This window comes from Psychroserpens sp. S379A (assembly GCF_049800755.1).
In the GTDB taxonomy this organism is placed as follows: Bacteria; Bacteroidota; Bacteroidia; order Flavobacteriales; family Flavobacteriaceae; genus Psychroserpens.
Genome location: NZ_JBNAFQ010000001.1, coordinates 1,051,309 through 1,070,726, shown reverse-complemented (window position 1 = coordinate 1,070,726; position 19,418 = coordinate 1,051,309). Strand labels below are relative to the sequence as shown.

23 protein-coding genes are annotated in these 19,418 nt (G+C 32.3%); 10 read left to right on the top strand and 13 right to left on the bottom strand.

All coding sequences use genetic code 11. From position 1 onward, the window contains the following. The 7 genes from ACP15M_RS04865 to ACP15M_RS04835 all read left to right on the top strand — a co-directional run. Positions 1–1,664 (top strand): gliding motility-associated C-terminal domain-containing protein (locus ACP15M_RS04865; protein ID WP_425076050.1); only part of this gene is annotated, 1,664 nt, incomplete at its 5' end. 29 nt (positions 1,665–1,693) lie between these two features. Then, complete coding sequence (locus tag ACP15M_RS04860) at positions 1,694–2,623, top strand: PorP/SprF family type IX secretion system membrane protein (RefSeq protein ID WP_425076049.1); 930 nt, start codon at positions 1,694–1,696, stop codon at positions 2,621–2,623. Positions 2,624–2,633: 10 nt separating this feature from the next. Further along, on the top strand, positions 2,634–4,577 hold the full coding sequence (locus tag ACP15M_RS04855) for an OmpA family protein (RefSeq protein WP_425076048.1): 1,944 nt from the start codon (positions 2,634–2,636) through the stop codon (positions 4,575–4,577). Between the two features lie 96 nt (positions 4,578–4,673). Beyond that, positions 4,674–5,198, top strand: a complete 525-nt coding sequence (idi, locus tag ACP15M_RS04850; RefSeq protein ID WP_425076047.1) for an isopentenyl-diphosphate Delta-isomerase — start codon at positions 4,674–4,676, stop codon at positions 5,196–5,198. Beyond that, on the top strand, positions 5,198–5,605 hold the full coding sequence (locus ACP15M_RS04845; protein ID WP_425076046.1) for a 6-pyruvoyl trahydropterin synthase family protein: 408 nt from the start codon (positions 5,198–5,200) through the stop codon (positions 5,603–5,605). Before idi ends, ACP15M_RS04845 begins: the two co-directional genes overlap by 1 nt. Further along, on the top strand, positions 5,605–6,576 hold the full coding sequence (locus tag ACP15M_RS04840) for a type I phosphomannose isomerase catalytic subunit (RefSeq protein WP_425076045.1): 972 nt from the start codon (positions 5,605–5,607) through the stop codon (positions 6,574–6,576). The genes ACP15M_RS04845 and ACP15M_RS04840 overlap by 1 nt, the downstream gene beginning before the upstream one ends. 26 nt (positions 6,577–6,602) lie before the next feature. Beyond that, entirely contained in the window at positions 6,603–6,869 is a 267-nt protein-coding gene (locus ACP15M_RS04835; protein ID WP_425076044.1) for a hypothetical protein, read from the top strand. 53 nt (positions 6,870–6,922) lie between these two features. On the opposite strand, the gene ACP15M_RS04830 is transcribed toward ACP15M_RS04835, so the two are convergent. The 9 genes from ACP15M_RS04830 to ACP15M_RS04790 all read right to left on the bottom strand — a co-directional run bounded on the left by ACP15M_RS04830 (position 6,923) and on the right by ACP15M_RS04790 (position 13,853). Then, entirely contained in the window at positions 6,923–7,621 is a 699-nt protein-coding gene (locus tag ACP15M_RS04830) for a DUF4369 domain-containing protein (RefSeq protein WP_425076043.1), read from the bottom strand. 21 nt (positions 7,622–7,642) lie between these two features. Further along, entirely contained in the window at positions 7,643–8,974 is a 1,332-nt protein-coding gene (locus tag ACP15M_RS04825) for a DUF819 domain-containing protein (protein WP_425076042.1), read from the bottom strand. 57 nt (positions 8,975–9,031) lie between these two features. Then, a complete protein-coding gene (locus tag ACP15M_RS04820) occupies positions 9,032–9,211 on the bottom strand; it encodes an Arc family DNA binding domain-containing protein (protein WP_425076041.1) in 180 nt (59 codons plus the stop codon). 1 nt (position 9,212) lies between these two features. Beyond that, positions 9,213–10,154 carry an alpha/beta hydrolase family protein gene (locus ACP15M_RS04815; RefSeq protein ID WP_425076040.1) on the bottom strand — a complete coding sequence of 314 codons (942 nt, stop codon included), beginning with the start codon at positions 10,152–10,154 and terminating at the stop codon, positions 9,213–9,215. After that, a complete protein-coding gene (locus tag ACP15M_RS04810) occupies positions 10,151–10,657 on the bottom strand; it encodes a DUF1648 domain-containing protein (RefSeq protein WP_425076039.1) in 507 nt (168 codons plus the stop codon). The genes ACP15M_RS04815 and ACP15M_RS04810 overlap by 4 nt, the downstream gene beginning before the upstream one ends. Continuing rightward, entirely contained in the window at positions 10,657–10,824 is a 168-nt protein-coding gene (locus ACP15M_RS04805) for a DUF4177 domain-containing protein (RefSeq protein WP_425076038.1), read from the bottom strand. The genes ACP15M_RS04810 and ACP15M_RS04805 overlap by 1 nt, the downstream gene beginning before the upstream one ends. A gap of 2 nt (positions 10,825–10,826) precedes the next feature. Beyond that, a complete protein-coding gene (locus tag ACP15M_RS04800; protein ID WP_425076037.1) occupies positions 10,827–11,687 on the bottom strand; it encodes an SPFH domain-containing protein in 861 nt (286 codons plus the stop codon). 255 nt (positions 11,688–11,942) lie between these two features. Continuing rightward, positions 11,943–12,869: an alpha/beta hydrolase gene (locus tag ACP15M_RS04795; protein ID WP_425076036.1), complete on the bottom strand. Its 927-nt coding sequence runs from the start codon at positions 12,867–12,869 to the stop codon at positions 11,943–11,945. 378 nt (positions 12,870–13,247) lie between these two features. Then, positions 13,248–13,853, bottom strand: coding sequence for an alpha-ketoglutarate-dependent dioxygenase AlkB family protein (locus tag ACP15M_RS04790; protein ID WP_425076063.1), 606 nt, complete (start codon positions 13,851–13,853; stop codon positions 13,248–13,250). Between the two features lie 33 nt (positions 13,854–13,886). Between ACP15M_RS04790 and ACP15M_RS04785 the strand changes: the two genes are divergently transcribed. Continuing rightward, positions 13,887–14,567: a M15 family metallopeptidase gene (locus ACP15M_RS04785; RefSeq protein ID WP_425076035.1), complete on the top strand. Its 681-nt coding sequence runs from the start codon at positions 13,887–13,889 to the stop codon at positions 14,565–14,567. Positions 14,568–14,642: 75 nt separating this feature from the next. Here ACP15M_RS04785 and ACP15M_RS04780 read toward each other — a convergent pair whose 3' ends face one another. The 4 genes from ACP15M_RS04780 to ACP15M_RS04765 all read right to left on the bottom strand — a co-directional run bounded on the left by ACP15M_RS04780 (position 14,643) and on the right by ACP15M_RS04765 (position 18,308). Next, on the bottom strand, positions 14,643–14,996 hold the full coding sequence (locus ACP15M_RS04780) for a DoxX family protein (protein WP_425076034.1): 354 nt from the start codon (positions 14,994–14,996) through the stop codon (positions 14,643–14,645). Beyond that, positions 14,989–15,975, bottom strand: a complete 987-nt coding sequence (locus tag ACP15M_RS04775) for a hypothetical protein (RefSeq protein WP_425076033.1) — start codon at positions 15,973–15,975, stop codon at positions 14,989–14,991. The genes ACP15M_RS04780 and ACP15M_RS04775 overlap by 8 nt, the downstream gene beginning before the upstream one ends. After that, positions 15,959–17,749: a DUF885 domain-containing protein gene (locus tag ACP15M_RS04770; RefSeq protein WP_425076032.1), complete on the bottom strand. Its 1,791-nt coding sequence runs from the start codon at positions 17,747–17,749 to the stop codon at positions 15,959–15,961. Before ACP15M_RS04770 ends, ACP15M_RS04775 begins: the two co-directional genes overlap by 17 nt. A gap of 217 nt (positions 17,750–17,966) precedes the next feature. Further along, complete coding sequence (locus ACP15M_RS04765) at positions 17,967–18,308, bottom strand: DUF6249 domain-containing protein (protein WP_425076031.1); 342 nt, start codon at positions 18,306–18,308, stop codon at positions 17,967–17,969. A gap of 140 nt (positions 18,309–18,448) precedes the next feature. On the opposite strand from ACP15M_RS04765, the gene ACP15M_RS04760 reads away from it, so the two are divergent. Further along, a complete protein-coding gene (locus ACP15M_RS04760; RefSeq protein WP_425076030.1) occupies positions 18,449–19,036 on the top strand; it encodes an RNA polymerase sigma factor in 588 nt (195 codons plus the stop codon). Next, complete coding sequence (locus ACP15M_RS04755; protein ID WP_425076029.1) at positions 19,017–19,418, top strand: hypothetical protein; 402 nt, start codon at positions 19,017–19,019, stop codon at positions 19,416–19,418. Before ACP15M_RS04760 ends, ACP15M_RS04755 begins: the two co-directional genes overlap by 20 nt.

The following is a 19,418-nucleotide window of genomic DNA, read 5'->3' as shown; positions in this document are numbered from 1 at the left end:
ACACAAACTGTGATTTAGATTTAACAGGCGTAAGTGCTACGATAACAGTTGACGCATCACCAAACGCAGTGGTAGTATCAGCTACAGATTCAAGTGTGTGTTCAGGCGAAGATGGTGAGTTTGTCATCACAGGTGATGCAGGAGATATTGTGACTTATAGTCTAGATGGAGGAGCTTCAGTAACAGCAACACTACCAGCTGATGGAACATTAGAGGTTGCAGTTTTAGGAATTACGACAACAACAAGCATAGATGTTAGCAATGTAGCCAACACAAACTGTGATTTAGATTTAACAGGCGTAAGTGCTACGATAACAGTTGATGATTTACCTGACGCAGGAACAAATGGTAGTATTGAAATTTGTGTTGGTGAGGACTTAACAGAAACAGAAATATTTGCTGAATTAGGAGGAACACCTAATACTGGTGGTCTTTGGACTGATGGATTAGGTAATGCTGTAAGTTTCCCAATTGTTGATGCAGGAATATATATTTATACAGTTGCAGGTAATGGCGCATGTGCTTCAGTATCAGATGCTGCAACCGTAACAGTTACAGAATGTCCTTTACCATTAATTGATGTTATTAAAACAGCATCTGTTAGTGATAATGGAGATAGTGTGATTGGTGTTGGAGATGTTATAAATTACACTATTACAATAACAAATACTGGCAATTTAGCATTGAATAATGTGATGATTACTAGTGATGATTTAACAGATTTAAATGATAATCCATTAACTCTAGATGTTCAACCAACATTCGACCCTTTAAATTCAGATAATATTGAAGGAGTACTATTCGTTGGTGAAATTGCTACTTACATTGCTAGTTATACAATTACTCAAGATGATGTTGATGCAGGAGGTGTTCAAAATATTGCTGTAGCTCAAGCTGATAGTCCAACAGGTACAACAATTAGTGATCAGAGTGATGATCCTACAGATCCTACAGATGACGATCTAGATGGTAATGGTGATCCTGATGACCCAACGATTACTGAAACAGATTCAGATTTTGAATTATCTGTACTTAAAGAAGTAGATGTTTTGGAACCACTCATTGGTGATAATGTAACCTTTACTATTACAGTGGCTAATGAAGGCTTTGTAACTGCTACTGGTGTAATTGTTGAAGATGTTTTGCCAAGTGGATATGAATTTGATAGCTATATGAGTACTGGAGGAACTACATATTCTGATATTACTGGCGAATGGACTGTTGGGCAGTTAAATCCTGGTCAAGTGCAGGTTCTTGTGATAACAGTAGAAGTACTTGGTTTTGGTGATTATTTGAATACTGCTATTATTTCAGATTTTAATGGAGGTAATGATATAAATATCAATAACAATGAATCTTCTGTTTCAGTAGATCCAATATGTTTAACTATATACAATGAGTTCTCTCCAAATGGAGATGGTGTAAACGAAACATTCGTTATTGATTGTATCGAAACATTTCCTAATAGTAAATTAGAAGTTTATAACCGTTGGGGAAATATAGTTTACTCGAAAAAAGGATATAGAAACGATTGGAATGGAACTTCTAACGGAAGAGCTGTAATCAATGAACCTGATGAATTACCAGTTGGTACATATTACTATGTCATCGACTTAGGTGATGGTTCAGAGCCTCGAGTAGGATGGTTATACATAACAAGATAAAATTAAGGCAAGATTAAAACAATATTAAAATGATACAAAAATCATCATTATTTAAAGGATTAATTCTATTAGTGTTTGTGCTAATGATTAATACAAGTTTTGCGCAGCAAGACCCTCAGTATACACAGTATATGTATAACACAATGAGTGTTAATCCTGCTTATGCTGGGCAACGTGAAGTGCTAAGCGTAACGGGTTTATATCGTACTCAATGGGTTGGTATTGATGGAGCTCCAAAAACACAAACATTAGGAATTCATGCGCCACTCAGAAATGACAAGATAGGCTTAGGTTTGTCTGTTGTTAATGATGCACTTGGTCCAGCTAACGAAACGTATATCGATGCGAACTTTTCATATACGATTCAATTGAATGAATCATTAACTAAGTTATCTTTTGGTGTAAAAGGTGGAGCACATCTATTAGACACCGATTGGAGTAAAGGACGTTATCAAAATCAAAATGATAATGCTTTCAGAGAAAACATAAGCTTATTCTCACCAACCATTGGAGCTGGTATTTATTTACACAATAGAAAATGGTATGTTGGATTATCTGTGCCTAATTTCTTAACAACAGATCACTATGATGATTTTCAAGAGTCTGTAGCTAAAGAACGAATGAATTATTATTTAATAGCAGGTTATGTGTTTGATTTAAGCGAAAATACTAAATTTAAACCAGCAGCTTTGGTAAAGGCAGTCTCTGGAGCACCTTTAATAGCTGATGTGTCTGCAAACTTTTTATTTAATAAAAAGTTTACTTTAGGTCTTGCTTGGCGTTGGGATGATTCTATTAGCGGACTTGCAGGTTTTCAGGTGACTGATGGCTTATATGTTGGTTACGCCTACGATGCAACAACTACTAATTTGAATAACTATAATAGTGGTTCACACGAAATCATGTTACGTTTTGAAATGCAAAAATTAGGTAGAATATTATCACCTAGATTCTTCTAAAAAAATGATTATGAAAACAAAAAGAATACTATCTATATTAGCTCTTAGCCTTTTAATAACAACTGGCTATGCACAACGAGGAAAAGTAAGACAAGCCAACAAAGAGTTTGATAACTTGGCTTATGTAAAAACAAGCGAGATACTGCTCAAAGTTGCTGAAAATGGTTATAAAACAGTCGACTTGCTACAAAAACTGGCAGACTCATTCTACTTTAATAACCAAATGGAAGAAGCATCAAAGTGGTATGGCGAATTAATGGCAATGAACGACAATGTCGATCCTGAATATTACTTTAGATATGCTCAAGCTTTGAAAGCTGTTGAAAACTACGCCGAATCTGATAAATGGATGAAAAAATTTCATGAAGCAGATCGTAGTGACCTTAGAGGAAGAGCTTTTGCTTCAACCGTAGATTATTTATCTATGATTGATGAAGCAAGTCGTGATTTTGAAGTTAAAAATATGGATATCAATACTGAACTGTCAGATTTCGGAACAACGCAATACCAAGACCAGTTAGTATTTGCTTCAGCAAGAGGAGGCGGAAAAAAATACAAATGGAACGAACAACCTTTCCTAGATTTATTTTCAGCAACAAAACAAGAAGATGGTTCATATTCTGGAGCAGATGCGTATAATGATAAGGTAAATACTAAATTTCACGAATCGTCTGCGGCTTTTACTCCAGACGATCAAGTAATGTACTTTACACGTAACAATTACTACAATAAAAAGTATAAGAAAAGCGAAGATGGTACTAATAGATTAAAGCTTTTTAGAGCGACTTTAGAAGATGATGAATGGGCAAATATTGAGTCTGTTCATTTTAATAGCGATGAGTATAGTGTTGCGCATCCAACAATTAATCTTACTGGAACTAAAATGTATTTTGCTTCAGATATGGAAGGAACTCTAGGTAAATCTGATATTTTTGAAGTCGATATTAATTCTGACGGAACTTTAGGAGATCCTGTTAACTTAGGTGCTTCTGTAAATACAGAAGGTCACGAAACCTTTCCATTTATAAATTCTGAAGGTGATCTTTACTTTTCGTCTAACGGATTTAGTGGTTTAGGTGGATTGGATGTTTTTGTAATTAGAGAGTTTGAAAAGCGTAGAGAATCTAATCAACAACTCATTTTAGAGAATGTCGGACGACCAATTAATAGTCCGATGGATGATTTCGCTTATTATGAAAATATAGGTACAAAAGAAGGCTTCTTTACCTCTAATAGAGATGGCGGAAAAGGTGACGACGATATCTATAGTTTTATCATTCCAGACTGTGAGCAAATTGTTGAAGGCATTGTAAAAGACCAAGAAACCGAAACACCTATTGTTGGAGCAAAAGTAACTTTGTTAGATGCAGAAGGAACTGCGCTTAATTCTCAAATTGTAGGTGCAGATGGTGCTTATAAATTTGAAGAACTAGAATGCGAAAAAGAATATTTAATTCGTATTGAAGCTGAAGATTACGAAACTGTAGAAGAACGTTTTACAACTCCTAAAAAACCTCAAGAGCTTGTTATAAATCCAACTTTAGAAAAAGATGTTAAAGGCATTACTGAAGGAACCGATTTAGCTGAAACCTTAGGAATTCCAATCATCTATTTCGATTTCGATAAATATGATATTCGTTATGATGCTGAAGTTGAATTGCAAAAAGTGCTTGCTGTTATGAATCAATATCCTGATATGGTTGTCGATATTAGAAGCCATACAGATTGTAGAGCTAGAGCTGCATATAATGAAAGATTATCAGAAAATAGAGCACAATCTACAAGAGATTATTTAATTTCAAAAGGTATTGCTGCCGAACGATTAACAGCTAAAGGTTATGGAGAATCTCAGTTGGTTAACGATTGTGGATGTGAACCTACAAACGATTCAGATTGTACAGAAGAGCAACATCAATTAAATAGACGTAGTGAATTTATCATTGTAAAAATGTAAACGCACCTATTAAATAAACGTTAAAAGCTGTCTTTTTAAGGCAGCTTTTTTATTTCTAGTCCATTTTTAGAAATTTAGTTGTTATTTTTGTTAGCTATGAGTGAAGAACGCGTAATCCTTGTCAACGAAAACGACGAACAAATTGGTACGATGCCTAAAATGGAAGCGCATGAAAAAGCGGTTTTGCATCGTGCATTTTCTGTGTTTGTATTTAATGACGACCATGAGTTGATGTTGCAGCAAAGAGCAAGTCATAAGTATCATTCTCCACTCTTATGGACCAATACCTGTTGCAGTCATCAGCGTGAAGGAGAATCGAACATTGAAGCTGGTAAGCGTCGTTTACAAGAAGAAATGGGATTTGTAACCGATTTAAAAGAAACCACATCTTTTATTTACAAAGCGCCTTTTGATAATGGATTAACCGAACATGAATACGATCATGTTATGGTTGGTAATTTCAATGGAGCACCTCAAATTAATCCAGAAGAAGTTGAAAGTTGGAAATGGATGCCTTTAGAAGCTGTAAAAGTTGATATTGAATTGCATCCTGAATTGTATACTGAATGGTTTAAAATTATTTTTGATAAATTTTACGAACACATAAACATCACTAACTAATGAGAGTTACTGTACATAGAAAGGCACATTTTAATGCAGCGCATCGCTTGTACAGAAAGGATTGGAGTTTTGAAAAAAATGATGAGATCTTCGGAAAATGTAACAATCCAAATTATCATGGCCATAACTACGAACTCATCGTTAGTGTTACAGGAGAAATAGATAAAGAAACTGGTTATGTGATCGATATGAAAGTGTTAAAAGACATTATTAAATCTGAAGTAGAAGAGGCTTTCGACCACAAAAATCTAAACCTAGATGTTCCAGAATTTAAAGACCTTAATCCTACTGCCGAAAATATTGTTGTCGTGATTTACAATAAAATTAAACCAAAGTTAAATTCAGATTTTGACTTAAAAATCACATTGTACGAAACACCACGTAATTTTGTAACCTATTCAGGATAATGAAACACGATTTATATCCCATAAAATTCAAACCCATTTTAAAAGAAAAAATTTGGGGAGGAAACAAACTCAATACTTTATTAAACAAAAACATCAATCTTCATAACGTTGGTGAAAGTTGGGAAATTAGTGATGTAGAAGGTGATACGTCTGTGGTTGCAAATGGAGTTTTAAAAGGGCAATCACTTAAAGATCTATTAGAAACTTATAAGTCAGATTTGTTAGGTGATAACAATTATAAAACCTTCGGAAATACCTTTCCGTTATTGATAAAATTTATTGATGCTAAACAAGACTTGTCTATTCAATTGCATCCTAATGATGAATTAGCAGCCAAGCGTCATAATTCCTTTGGTAAAACCGAAATGTGGTATGTGATGCAAGCTGATGATGATGCCAATTTAATAGTTGGTTTCAATCAAAAGATGAATAAAGAGACTTATCTGAAGCATTTAGAAGATAAAACATTAACTAACATCTTAAACTTTGATAAGGTCAAAGCTGGAGACACTTACTTTATTGAAGTCGGACGAGTACATGCTATTGGAGCTGGAGTGCTGCTTGCAGAAATTCAGCAAACTAGCGATATTACGTATCGAGTTTACGATTGGGATCGTGTAGATGATGAAGGAAACGAACGTGAATTGCATAACGATTTAGCGATAGATGCATTCAATTTTGATATGGATGATGATTTTAGAGTTGACTATAAAACAGATGAGAATACGTCTAATGAAATGGTTAAGTGTCCATATTTTACAACAAATTTTCTTCATGTTACTGAGTCCATTTTAAAACTCAATAACAAAAACTCTTTTCATATATACATGTGTGTTGAAGGAGAAGCGTTGATTGTAACAGAAACAGCTTCCGAATTCATAAAACAAGGAGAAACGATTTTAATTCCTGCTGCAATAGAAACCTATAAAATAACAGCTAAGAATGCAAAACTTTTAGAAGTTTATGTGTAATTTTGTAGCAATTAAATTTAATTATTATGGCAAATATTAGAGACCTAAAAAAAGATATCAATTTTGTTTTAGGAGATATTATTGAAGCAGTTTACATTTGGGAATACTCAAATACTGATAAAGACACAAAAAAGAGTGAAGCTATTATTGATGAAGCTATTGCAACATTTGACGATTTAATAGCTAAGGTTAACGATAGAAGTGCCGAAAATAAAAAGGCACACTTTAAGGCAATTAACAATGAACTTGAAGAAAAAGGTAAAGCTTTAATTGAAAAATTAAACGCCTTATAGATTGCAACCTTAATTCATAAAAAAACCTCCAATTTAATTGGAGGTTTTTTTATTCAATTACTTTCTGTTGATGTTCTCAACTCAATTGTTTCTTTAAGTAGCTTTCCATACTTTGAAGCTTTTATAGGAGAGCTTAAACTATTGTATATCGTATCTAAATAACGAACTGTTGTATTTGGTATTTCGTATACAGCTAAATAAGGTGCAACTTCGCTATTGTTATTATTGAGAGCAAAGTTTATAGTATAAGCATATTTTCGTTTTAAGAAATTTTCTTGTTGCTCACTAAATGAAATACTGTCTTTAGATTCAAAATTAGATTGCATTAGCTCTAAATTTCTATTATTTAACTTGGTTAGTGTTGTCAAATACTCTTCTAATACATCTTGTTGTTTTGAGCCTTTAATTTTTGCATTATAATTGAATAACTTTCTAGAAGAACTTATTTGAGTAACACCAGTATCTGCAAAAAATACAATCATTTCTTCTTCGGAAGCATTTTTATCAAGCTTTAAGTAAAGTACTTCAGGCTCCTCTAAATTGGTAAATAATTCAAAATTAGGATCGCCTTTAATTTCAAGAGAATCTAGAGTAACAAGGAGAGAATCTTGTTGCTTTTGAAGATATACAGTGCCTTTTTTTAAACCTTTGACATAGCCTTTAAGTGTAAAATTCGAATCCGATTCTTTTTTACAAGACGTATTAAGTAGGATTAATACGATTAGACTTAAAAGTTTGGAGATTTTTGACATATTAAATTTTAAAATTATTAATTAAGTGATTGGAGCAACTAGTCTCATTAATTCAGCAGTAAGCATTGCGCCATAAGTTCCAACAACGTAACCAAACACAGCTAGTAAAACACCTACTGTTGCTAAGGAAGGATGAAACGCAGCAGCAACAACTGGTGCAGATGCAGCACCTCCAATGTTCGCTTTACTTCCAACGGCTAAAAAGAAATAAGGAGCTCTAATAAGTTTGGCTACTAAAAACAGTAAACCAACATGAATTGCCATCCACACAAGACCAACTACAATTAACCCTGGATTATCGACAATTTTAGTAAGATCCATTTTCATGCCAATAGAAGCGACGAGAATATAAATAAATACACTTCCTATTTTACTAGCACCTGCACCTTCATATACTTTTACTTTAGTAAATGATAAAATAATTCCTAAAATAGTAGCTATAGAAATCATCCAAAAGAATTGAGATCCAAATGAAGACCAAGCTGATTTTTTATCACTTACTGCATCAACATTAGCTTTTAAAAATTCTGAAATTTCATTTGCTCCAAAATGAGATAAACCAACTACAGTAAAGGCTATTCCTAATATTACCATGAAGTCAGCTAAGGTTGGATTTCTAGAAATACTTGAAGCATAGCTCGAAACCTTTTCTTTTAAAACTTCTATTGAACTAGTATCGGCTTTTAGCCATTTGTCAATTTTCTTTTGTTTACCAATACCTAATAAAAGAATAGCCATCCAGATATTGGCAACGACAATATCAACAATTACCATACCTGCATAATTTGCAGTATTGTACTCATAAATTTCTAACATTGCTGCTTGATTGGCACCACCACCAATCCAACTTCCAGCTAGTGTAGATAAACCTCTCCAAACCGCATCTGGACCAGCACCACCTACAGTTTCAGGAGATATTAAGGCTATTAAAAACACTGCAATTGGACCACCAATAATAATTCCTAAAGTTCCTGTGCCAAACATGGCTAAAGCTTTCCAGCCTAAATTAAAAACGGCTTTTAAGTCAATACTAATAGTCATTAACACCAAGGCTGCAGGTAGCATAAATCTACTTGCAATATAATATGCTTGCGATTTTCCAGTAACTTCAACCAAAGTTCCTTGTTCGTTTTCAAATCCCCATTCTGGAGCAATGATGCCAAATGTGGTCAAAGCTGCAGGTAGCATATATGCCATCAATAAAGCTGGAACATATTTGTAGAATTTTTTCCAAGAGCTGTTTTTACTTGTAGAGGTATAGAAAACGAAGCCTAATGTTAGCATTAGTAACCCAAAAACTATAGTGTCTTCGGTAAAAAGTGGCTTTACTTCAGTTAATTGTGTAGTATCCATAAATTAAATTTTAAAGGCGCAAAGTACCAAAATAAAAGCGCATTAAAAAACGACTCACTAGGAGTCGTTGTCTTTTGCTTTTTTTGACTTTGGTTGTCTGTTTTTTTCTTTAAGGTATTGCATAAGCATCCACTCAATCTGGCCATTGGTGCTTCTGAACTCATCAGCAGCCCATTTTTCAATAGCCTTGAGCATATCTTCATTAATTCGTAATGCAAATGCTTTCTTTTTCGACATGTTATTGTTTTATAAATGTTTCAACAAGGTCTACTAATTCTTCAGAAAGTTTAAAATCTGGAGACATATACGAAGCCATATTATCGTCATCTTTTTCAATTATTTTTAACACATGATTCATCTTATCAATGATAACTAATTTAGATTTAGGATTCGCTTTATGAAGGTTTTCTGCATCTATTTCTTCAACCTGTATGTCTTTAGTGCCATTAATTATGAGAATAGGAATGTTTAATTTTTTAATTTCTAAGGTTGGATCTAGTTTTAAATAGCTGCTTAAAAATTGATGATTTGGTTTAGCAAATACTGCCATAAGCATAGGATTAATTTCTTTTATGGTTCCTGTGCTTTTTAACTCATCAATATGTGCTGCAACTGTTTTTGCTAATTCTGGATTTTGAGCATTGTATTGTCTAATTAAGGTCTTATCTACAGATTCACCTAGTCCAGCTAATGAAATATATTTGTCAATATCACTATTATTTACTGCCATCATCGCGACTAGCGAACCTTGACTATGACCAATCACATTTATACTACTGAAGCGTTTGTCGTTTTTAAACGTATTAATAACTGCTGAAACATCTTCGACGAGATCATTAAATTCGTAACTTTTTAAAATGTGTTTAATATTTGAAGCTGTTACGTTTCGTTTATCAAATCTAAAAAAGGCTACACCTTTATTAGTCATAGCTTCTGCAAATTGTTTTATGTAATTGCCATTAACGCCATATTGAGGTTGATTGCCATTACGATCTGGATTTCCTGAGCCAGGAACAAAAATAAGTAGTGGCTGTTGTTTTACATTGGTATTATATGTAAGAGTTCCTGGTAGCTGAATGCTATCGTTCATAACTAAAATGTCTTCCGAAGTGAACGTTTCTTGAGAAAATACATAGTTTGAAATGACTAATACTGCTATGAATAGTTTGAATTTTTTCATTTGTTTATTTTTTTCTGATAAATTAAAATAGCAATTGGTAATAAGATACTAAATCCAATAATAAAAGGAAGGATCCAATTATTCATATTGCTATTATTGTTTTTCGCTGATTCAATTATGCTATGCATAACTATTCCGAAGATAACCATTACAAATAGGTTTGTGAAACGAACAATTCTTGTACTCAATCTATAGTTTTTTAGGGCATTTTCTTCTGTGATATTAACCATGTAATTGTGAATGTGAGGATACTTGTTTAAAACATACAATCCAAAAAATAGAATCACACCAAGTCCAGGAAGCAACCATAGAATGCTTTTGTTACTATAAGCATCAACTTCACCTTTAGCATTAAAATGAGAAGGAATTGTATCTGGTAATTCGGAGTACGATATAATTGCATACACAATCAATAAAATTAATATAGTTGCTGATAAAAGGTCAAGTATAATATCTAAACCTTCTAACGGAACGTTGATTTTTGGTCTACCAGTTTTCATCATTATCTGTTTTTGTTACGCTCAAAAACAATATATGAGATGCCATGTTGATGAGGTGTAATAGTACTTAAAGTCCAACCTTCTTTTGCATATTTGTTTAAAATGTCTTCAAGTTTTTCAAACTTATTTTTCCAACCTAGTGATGGTGAAATTACTTTATATTCTTTCATAATTAATGACTTAAAGTTCCTGTATTGACTACTGGTGAAGCATCTTTATCACCACATAACACAACCATTAAATTACTTACCATTGCTGCTTTGCGCTCTTCATCAAGATCAACAACCTCTTTTTTGTTCAACTCTTCTATGGCCATTTCAACCATACTTACTGCACCTTCAACAATTTTGTGTCGTGCAGCTACAATGGCAGTCGCTTGTTGACGCTTAAGCATGGCATTGGCAATTTCTTGCGCATAAGCTAGATAGCCAATACGAGCTTCAAGGACTTCAATTCCTGCAATTGATAGACGTTCGTCTATTTCTTTTTCTAATGCATTACTAACTTCATTTACACTTGAACGTAAAGTGATGTCTTCATCTACGCCTTCATCTGCAAAATTGTCATAAGGATACATGCTTGCTAATTTTCTAACAGCAGCATCTGTTTGTACGCGAACAAAATTTTCATAATTGTCAACATCAAAAGCAGCTTTGTAAGTGTTTTGAACTCGCCAAACTAAAATAGTACTTATCATAACAGGATTACCAAGTTTGTCATTCACTTTTAAACGCTCACTGTCAAAATTACTTGCTCTTAAAGATATTTTTTTCTTAGTATAAAAAGGGTTTACCCAATAAAAGCCATTCTTTTTTACGGTTCCTACATATTTTCCAAAAAGTAGTAAAACTCTAGATCCATTTGGTTGTACCATGATAAATCCAGGTGCAATTAATACAGCAATCACTATAGCAATCAAGAATAATGGGTTCTCTAGAGCTATCATTGTTATTATACTTCCAAAAAATAAAACTAGAAATACAAATAGCATAAGGTAACCATTAGCAGGTACAATTATTTTTTCTTCTTTCATTTTTGTATTGGTTTAAATTAAATAATTCAATATGATATTATTTTGATATCAAATTTACATCAAATATTTTATAGTTGCAAACTGAGTTTGGCACACCATTTGCTATATAACTAATGTAAATGCTTATGATGATATTAAGCGAGGAGTGATTGCCTCAACTAATGGAGTAAACATTTTCATTTGGTTGGTTAGTTAGTAAAAAAGCATCTCAAACTTGAGATGCTTTTTTAGTTTTAATTTTGTGTTAGGATATTGCTAGTTTGTAATAAAACCTACAATTTCATTAATAAGATCAACAGATATTGGTCTAAAAGATTCGTTATACGACTTTGAGTTTTCTAGTTCTTTGCCTTCAATAATAAAAAGGACATGATTCATGTTGTCTATTATTTTTAATTCGGCATGAGATGCAGCTTCTTTTAGAAGTTGAGCTTCAGTAATTGGTACTTGTAAATCTTTTGTTCCGTTAATTATAAGAGTAGGTATGGTTAAGTCTTTAATAAGGTCTTGCGGATTATATTTTATCCAGCTCATCATAAAAGGTTGTACATCTTCACTAAAAATTGAACCTAGAGCTTGAGGATAGTCTTTTACGATTTTACCTTTTTTAAGGCTTTCAAATGCTTGTTTAGTACTTTTTTCAAGTGCTGGATCCATTTGTGTGATTTGGTCTATAATAACTTCGTCAATAGTTTTTCCAGAGCCTGCAATTGAAATAAACTGATCAACATTAACTTTTGAAGCAGCCAAACCAACTAAACTACCTTGACCATGACCAATAACAACAATCTTTGAATAGTTATTTTGAGTTTTGAAATACTCAATTACAGTGTTGGCATCTGTTATAAAATCATCAAAAGATATATGAGCATCTACATTTCCTTTTCTAATTTGCTTAACAATACGTTTGTCATACCTAAACGTAGCAATATGTTGATTTGAAAGTTCTTCGGCTAGTTTCTTTAAAGCATTATTGTTCTGAAAATTTTGGTTGCCATTTCTGTCGGTTGGACCAGAATCTGCTATGATTATAACTAATGTCGGCTTAGTTCCATTTTGTGGTGTTAAAAGTGTACCATCTATAAATCGATTAATTGATAAATCTTGAACTGTATATTTAATATCTTGACTAAAACAGATAAACGAAGAAAAAATTAGTACGTAGTTGAATATAAGTTTCATTATTAAAACAAGATTAAATAATGTATCAAAAATACATAAAAAGAAATTCTATTTTAAAAACGAGATAAGTACAATTTTATTTAAAATTTAAGAAGGAAATCAAATTTTTTTAAAACTGCTACGTGTGTATTTCATCGTTGAAATGCATGATTTCATCTTTAAATGTTAAATTTTAGTGTATTTCATCGATAAAATATGTATTTTAACTTGTATATTGAAATAGAGTTCTATATTTGAAGTGTACTAAAATTTAGTTTTTAGTTCAATGGATTAATTAATTAATATTTGCTTATGTGAAGAGTTAGTGACCCTAAATCTACCACGTAAATAAAACGCAAATTAGGAAAACCGAGATTGAGGGATCTCGGTTTTTTCTTTTTATATACTTTTTATAGTTCTAAAGGTTAAATTGATTCGTTCACCAATATCCTTTTTTGTTTTTGAAATTTGATGCAGCCAATAATGTTGCATAGTTCCTTTCATGATTAAAAGACTACCATGTTGTAATTCTATTTTATGACGCTCAGTTTTTAAATGTCTATGCTTAAAATGAAATGTTCTAATTGCGCCTAAACTTAACGACGCAATTATTGGATTTATTCCTAACTTTTTTTCATTATCTGCATGCCAACCATTACTGTCATTTCCATTTCTGTATAAATTTAAAAGTACTGTTGTAAATTTATGCTGTGCTTCTTGTTCAATTTTTTGTTTAAGATCTAATAATTCTGAAGTAAACGGACTAGGTTTCATGCTAATATTAGAATAAGAGTAGTTTATGTTATTGTTAGCATAAAGCGCTGTTAATCTTGGTTGTTTATATGTTTTTCCAAAGACTGTAATGTAATCTTGTTGCCAATTGGTATTAGACTTTAAATGTTCAAAATAAAAATTAGCTTTTTCTAGAGTTATGAACTTAGGTAAGTATACTAATTCGGCATCTGGTAATTTTAAAACTATTTTTTCTTCAGAAAATAAGTCCATCATTTAAATTTTATCTAAATTAGCTTATATCGTATGAAACTCAAAATAACAGTCGTATCACTCTTACTTTTATGCTTAGCTTTCGGATTTCAAAAATCTAAAGGCCTTCCTGAAGGATTTGTTGATACTAAAACGATTATTCCAGATTTAAATGTTGAGTTACGGTATTACTCATCAAATAATTTTGTTGGTGATACGATTGATGGATATTCAGCAAACAAATTAATTCTTACCAAAGAAACTGCTCTAGCATTAAAAGAAGTTCAACATGAATTGCAGCAACAGAATTTATGTTTAAAAGTGTATGATGGTTATAGACCACAACGTGCTGTAAATCACTTTATGCGTTGGGCAAAAGATTTAAACGATACCATTAACAAGCAGCAATTTTATCCAGATGTCGAGAAGCGATTTCTGTTTAGAGAAGAATATATTGCCACACGTTCTGGTCATAGCAGAGGCAGTACTGTTGATTTGACTATTATTGATGGTATTACAAATGAACCTTTAGATATGGGAAGTCCTTATGATTTCTTCGGAAAGGAATCTTGGATAGATCATGAAGATTTAACTGAAGCACAAAAAGCTAACCGACAATTATTACAAGCAGTTATGCTGAAGCATAATTTTAGAAACTATGCTAAAGAATGGTGGCATTTTACCTTACGTTGGGAGCCTTTTCCAAAAACCTATTTTGATTTTGAAATTGAATAGAAGTAGCACAATATGATGTGTTAGTGTTTTTGGTAAATACTTTAAACAGATTCTTCCTTTCCTAATTTTGAGAAATTACAAATACCACCAAGCCCAATACATCAATCCAAATTGAAGAGGAATCCTCAAAATCAGAATCCATTTTGGAATGCCTGCACTCGCTTTATCACTCGATAACATATAAAAATGCACCAATAAAAACACAGTCAGCATAACTATAATACCATAGACCGCTAACACTTTAAATCTAGGAATACATAGTGCTACACCTAAAATAATTTCTGCAATACCACTAGCATAGACTAGTAGTTTATGGTTAGGTAAATAACGAGGCATGATTCTCATGTATGCTTTTGGTTTTACAAAATGCATTATGCCTGCAATAACATACATAAGAGGCATTACATAAAATTGCCAGTTACTATTCATCTTTATAACTATTAAAAGAAATTCCAACACCATAATTGTTGAGGTTGGAGCGTAATAAACTCGATTCTATGCCATTTCCTTTTTTAAATTGTACCCAATTATTTCCATTTATAAACACGCGCTTAATATAGGTTCGATAATCATTTATTTCATTTGTAAATGGAAGTAGAGGTCTAAAATTGGTAGGTATTTTAACCGTTCCAGATTTTCCTTTAATTTCTTTATACTTTTTGTTAGGTAATAATTTTCCATTAGCATCTGTATAACCTAATACTTGTAGTGATACAAAGAAACCGTTTTCTGGAAAGATAATATCATGCTCTGAAACATCGAGTTTAAATTCATCTCCATTTTTTTCAGTAGCTCTAAAAACAATATTGCTATACACAAGTGGCTCTCCTGGAACTCCGTTGTCGCTAGCATAAAATTTTACCTTAAACAAGGTTGAAAAAGGTCTTTTGTTAGCATTGCTTCGTTTTCTTTTTTTCCAATCACGAGATTCTAAAGTAATAGGAAATATTACTGAAGTGATTTTTTTGAGCTTATCATCTTCATTTGGAAAAAATACAGCAATCTCACTTTCAATGGTTGGTAACCAACACTTGTAGTAATCGTTGTCTAAATATGGTTTTAGTGTTTCTTTTTTAAACTTTCGATTTATAGTGGTTTTAATTACAACTTCGTCTAAAGTATTGGTTTCGGTTTCTAAAAAAATTGATTTAGTTAGATCTATGGCAGCAATCGCTTTGTCTTTAAAACCTAAGGCAGAAATAAATAGCGAATCGACATCTGGATATAACTTTTTTGTAAAAATAAAATCACCTTCGTCATCTGCAAAAATACCTTGTCCATTACCAAAAGATATGGTAGCATAAGACACAGGATACTTTGTTTCACTACTAACAACTTTAGTTTGAGCAAAGCTATTAGCAGTGAAACATATGAATACTAGTAATAAATATTTATTTAATTGAAGCAATCCAATTATCTATTTTAGTTTCTAATAAAGCTAAAGGCATGCATCCAGATTCTAACACTTGGTTATGAAATTTAGCGACATTAAATTTGTCACCTAATTCTTTTTCTGCTTTAGCACGTAATTCTAATATTTTTAGTTGACCAATTTTGTAAGATAATGCTTGTCCAGGATTAGCCATATAACGTTCAATTTCTGAAGTGATACTAGCTTCGCTTTCAGCTTCATTTTGTAACGAATATTTAATGGCTTGTTCACGAGACCAACCTTTAGTATGTATTCCTGTATCAACTACCAAACGAATGGCACGATGCATTTCCATACTTAACATGCCAAAGTATTGATAAGGATCTGTGTATAAGCCTAATTCTTTTCCTAGTGATTCGCAATATAAAGCCCAACCTTCACCATAAGAGCTATACCAAAGTGTTTTTCTAAAATCTGGTAAATCTTTGTTTTCTTGTTGCAATGAGATTTGATAGTGATGTCCAGGAATAGCTTCGTGTAAAAATAAGGCTTCATCGGCAAACACATTGTATTTTGTAGCATCAGGAATTGGTGTATAAAAAATACCTGGTCGTGAACCATCTAAAGCACCTGGATTATACTCAGCACTAGCAGAAGCTTCACGAAAAGCTTCAGTACGTCGAACTTCAAATGGAGTTTTAGGTTTTAAATCGAATAGTTTTTCGATTTGAGGCTTCATACGTTCATGAATTTTATTGAAATTATCAATAACGCTTTCAGCCGATTTAAAAGGCATTAATTCTTTATTGATTCTAACAAAATCAAAAAATGAGATGATATCACCTTCATATCCAACTTGATTTTTAACAGTTTCCATTTCAGACAAAATACGAGCCACTTCTTTTAAGCCTAACTCATGAATTTCGTCTGCAGTCATGTTAGTTGTGGTGTACTTTTTAATTTGATGTTGGTAATAATCTTTTCCGTTAGGAATGTCTGAAACACCACTAGTAGTTCGACCAGCTTTTAAGTAGGTTGTACTCATAAAATCGTGTAATTTTTTATAAGCAGGAACAATGCTCTTTTTAATTTTAAGAATATACGCTTCGGTAACTTTGGTTTTGTCTTCTTTTGAAAAACTATCTGGAAGATTCTTTACTGGATTGTAAAATAAATGTTCATCCATATTAGTTGTGGTTAAGGCTTCTAACTGCGGAAGCACTTTTTCAATCAAGGATTTTGGTAGTACGTGACCAGCATCAATTCCTTTTTTCATTTTCTCTTCAGCCGAATTCATCCATTGTAAGTAACCATCTAAACGTTTTAACCAATTACTATAATCTTCTACTGTTTTAAAGGGTTGTGAACTTGCTCCACTAGCTAATTGTCCAATAGATAATTGAAGTGTCCACATTTGATTAATAGGTGTGTAATCTTCGTTATATTTAAAGCCTTCTAAGTTAATGTCGCATTCCCAATTTAAAATTTGCTTGCTTAATTGTTGGCTTTTAGTGAGTTCGTTATTGTCAAACGAATTGATCTTCGTTTTGTAGTTTTTATAGTACTCTTTTGTTTGATTGGTATAATCATCTGATAAAAAATTTGGCAATATATCATTGTATTGATGATCTCCAGCAGCAGTAGCATTAAGAGGATTAAGTTTTAAGCCATCTTCATGATAGGCTTTTAAAACGGTTTCAAATTCAGTGTTTGTTGCCACAGTAGTAATTTCAGTTTCAGTAGTTTTTTTATCGTCTACACATGCCAAAAAGCTAAACGTGATTACAATAAGAACTATTAGTTTTTTCATTTTTAGTGTTTGTTTTCAGATTTAAAAGCTAAAGGTACACAATAAAACCTTTAAATAAAGCATAAATTATGAGGATTGGCTACTTTGAAGATTTGTTGATTTTATGCATAAAAAAAATGTCATTCCGACTGAAATGGAGGAATCTCTTAGATTTCTCGCTACACTCGAAATGACATTTGTGCTTTAGATGTGTCTAAAGCTTTGATTGATGACAATGTTATTCTTTATCCAGATTTTTAGTCATGTTAAATCCTAAAAATAAACCTAGTCCAGCCATAAAGAAAATCGTTGCAGGATAGATGGCTTCATCGTCGAGGGTTGTGTAATTATACAATAGAGTTGCAATAAATACACCAATACCAATACCCATTAATAGCAAGGCTAAATTAAGAATGAGAACTTTCCAAATTGGAGCAGTATGCTGTTTTCCTTTCATAAAAATGGAGGCATCTGCGCCTTTTTCAATAAGCGCTAGTCGTTCTTTATTTCTGGTTGAAAAATAAAGATAGAATACGCCAAAGATAGATCCGAATATGATTCCCATGATTATTACTTCCATAATGTTGTTTTTTAATTGATTAAATTTATATGTTCTGAGCTTATGACGACAGGTTTTTAATTTAGGTTACAGTTTTTTCAAAAAAAAGATTTTTGAACAGTATGTAACCATATTGATACTAATGTCGTCTTAAATAAAAAATGACCACCAACGACAAAATACTCATCAATCAAATTGTTGAAGGCGATACCAATGCATTTACTGTTTTGGTAGATCGTTATAAGGACTTGGTGTTTACTTTAGCATTGCGAATGCTGAAAAATAGAGAAGAAGCCGAAGAAGTTGCTCAAGATACTTTTATAAAAGCGTATAAATCTTTAGATCGCTTTAAAGGTGATTCGAAATTTTCAACGTGGATTTATAGAGTAGCTTATAACAGTTCTTTAGATCGCATAAAAAAGAATAAAAAGCATTTGAATAATGTAGAAATAAATGAGTTTACAGCACATCAAGTTATTACCATTGATAATGCTTTAGATGCCATGGAAATTCAAGAAAGGGAAGCTTCTATAAAAAAGTCAATTGATTTGCTTCCTAGTGAAGATGGTTTTTTGCTAACTTTATATTATTTTGATGATTTATCGTTAGATGAAATTTCTAAAATTGTTGGTATTTCAGCAAATACCATAAAAGTAAAACTGTTTAGATGCAGAAAAAAGTTGGCTACCATTTTAAAGTCACAATTAGAACCAGAAATATTGGATTATTATGAAAGAGAACGCAGATAAATATTTAGACGACTTATCACGTAAAGTGATTGGGAAATCAGCACTCGAACGTCCTTCATTAGACTTTACCCAAAGTGTTATGTCACAAGTAGAGGCTATTTCTAACTCATCAATAACCACTTACAAACCTTTAATTTCTAAATCGGTTTGGTTAGTCATTACACTTCTGGCTACCTCTGGAGTTGCTTATATTCTTTTTGGTGCTCAATCTAAAAGTTTATGGTTGCAACAATTAAACTTAGAGCATTATATTTCTTTTTCAAATTGGATACCTTCCTTAGAAGTGTCTCAAACTACAGTTTATGTTGCTGTATTATTTGCAATTATGTTTTGTATACAAATACCATTATTAAAGCATCAGTTAAACCAACGTTTTAAATAA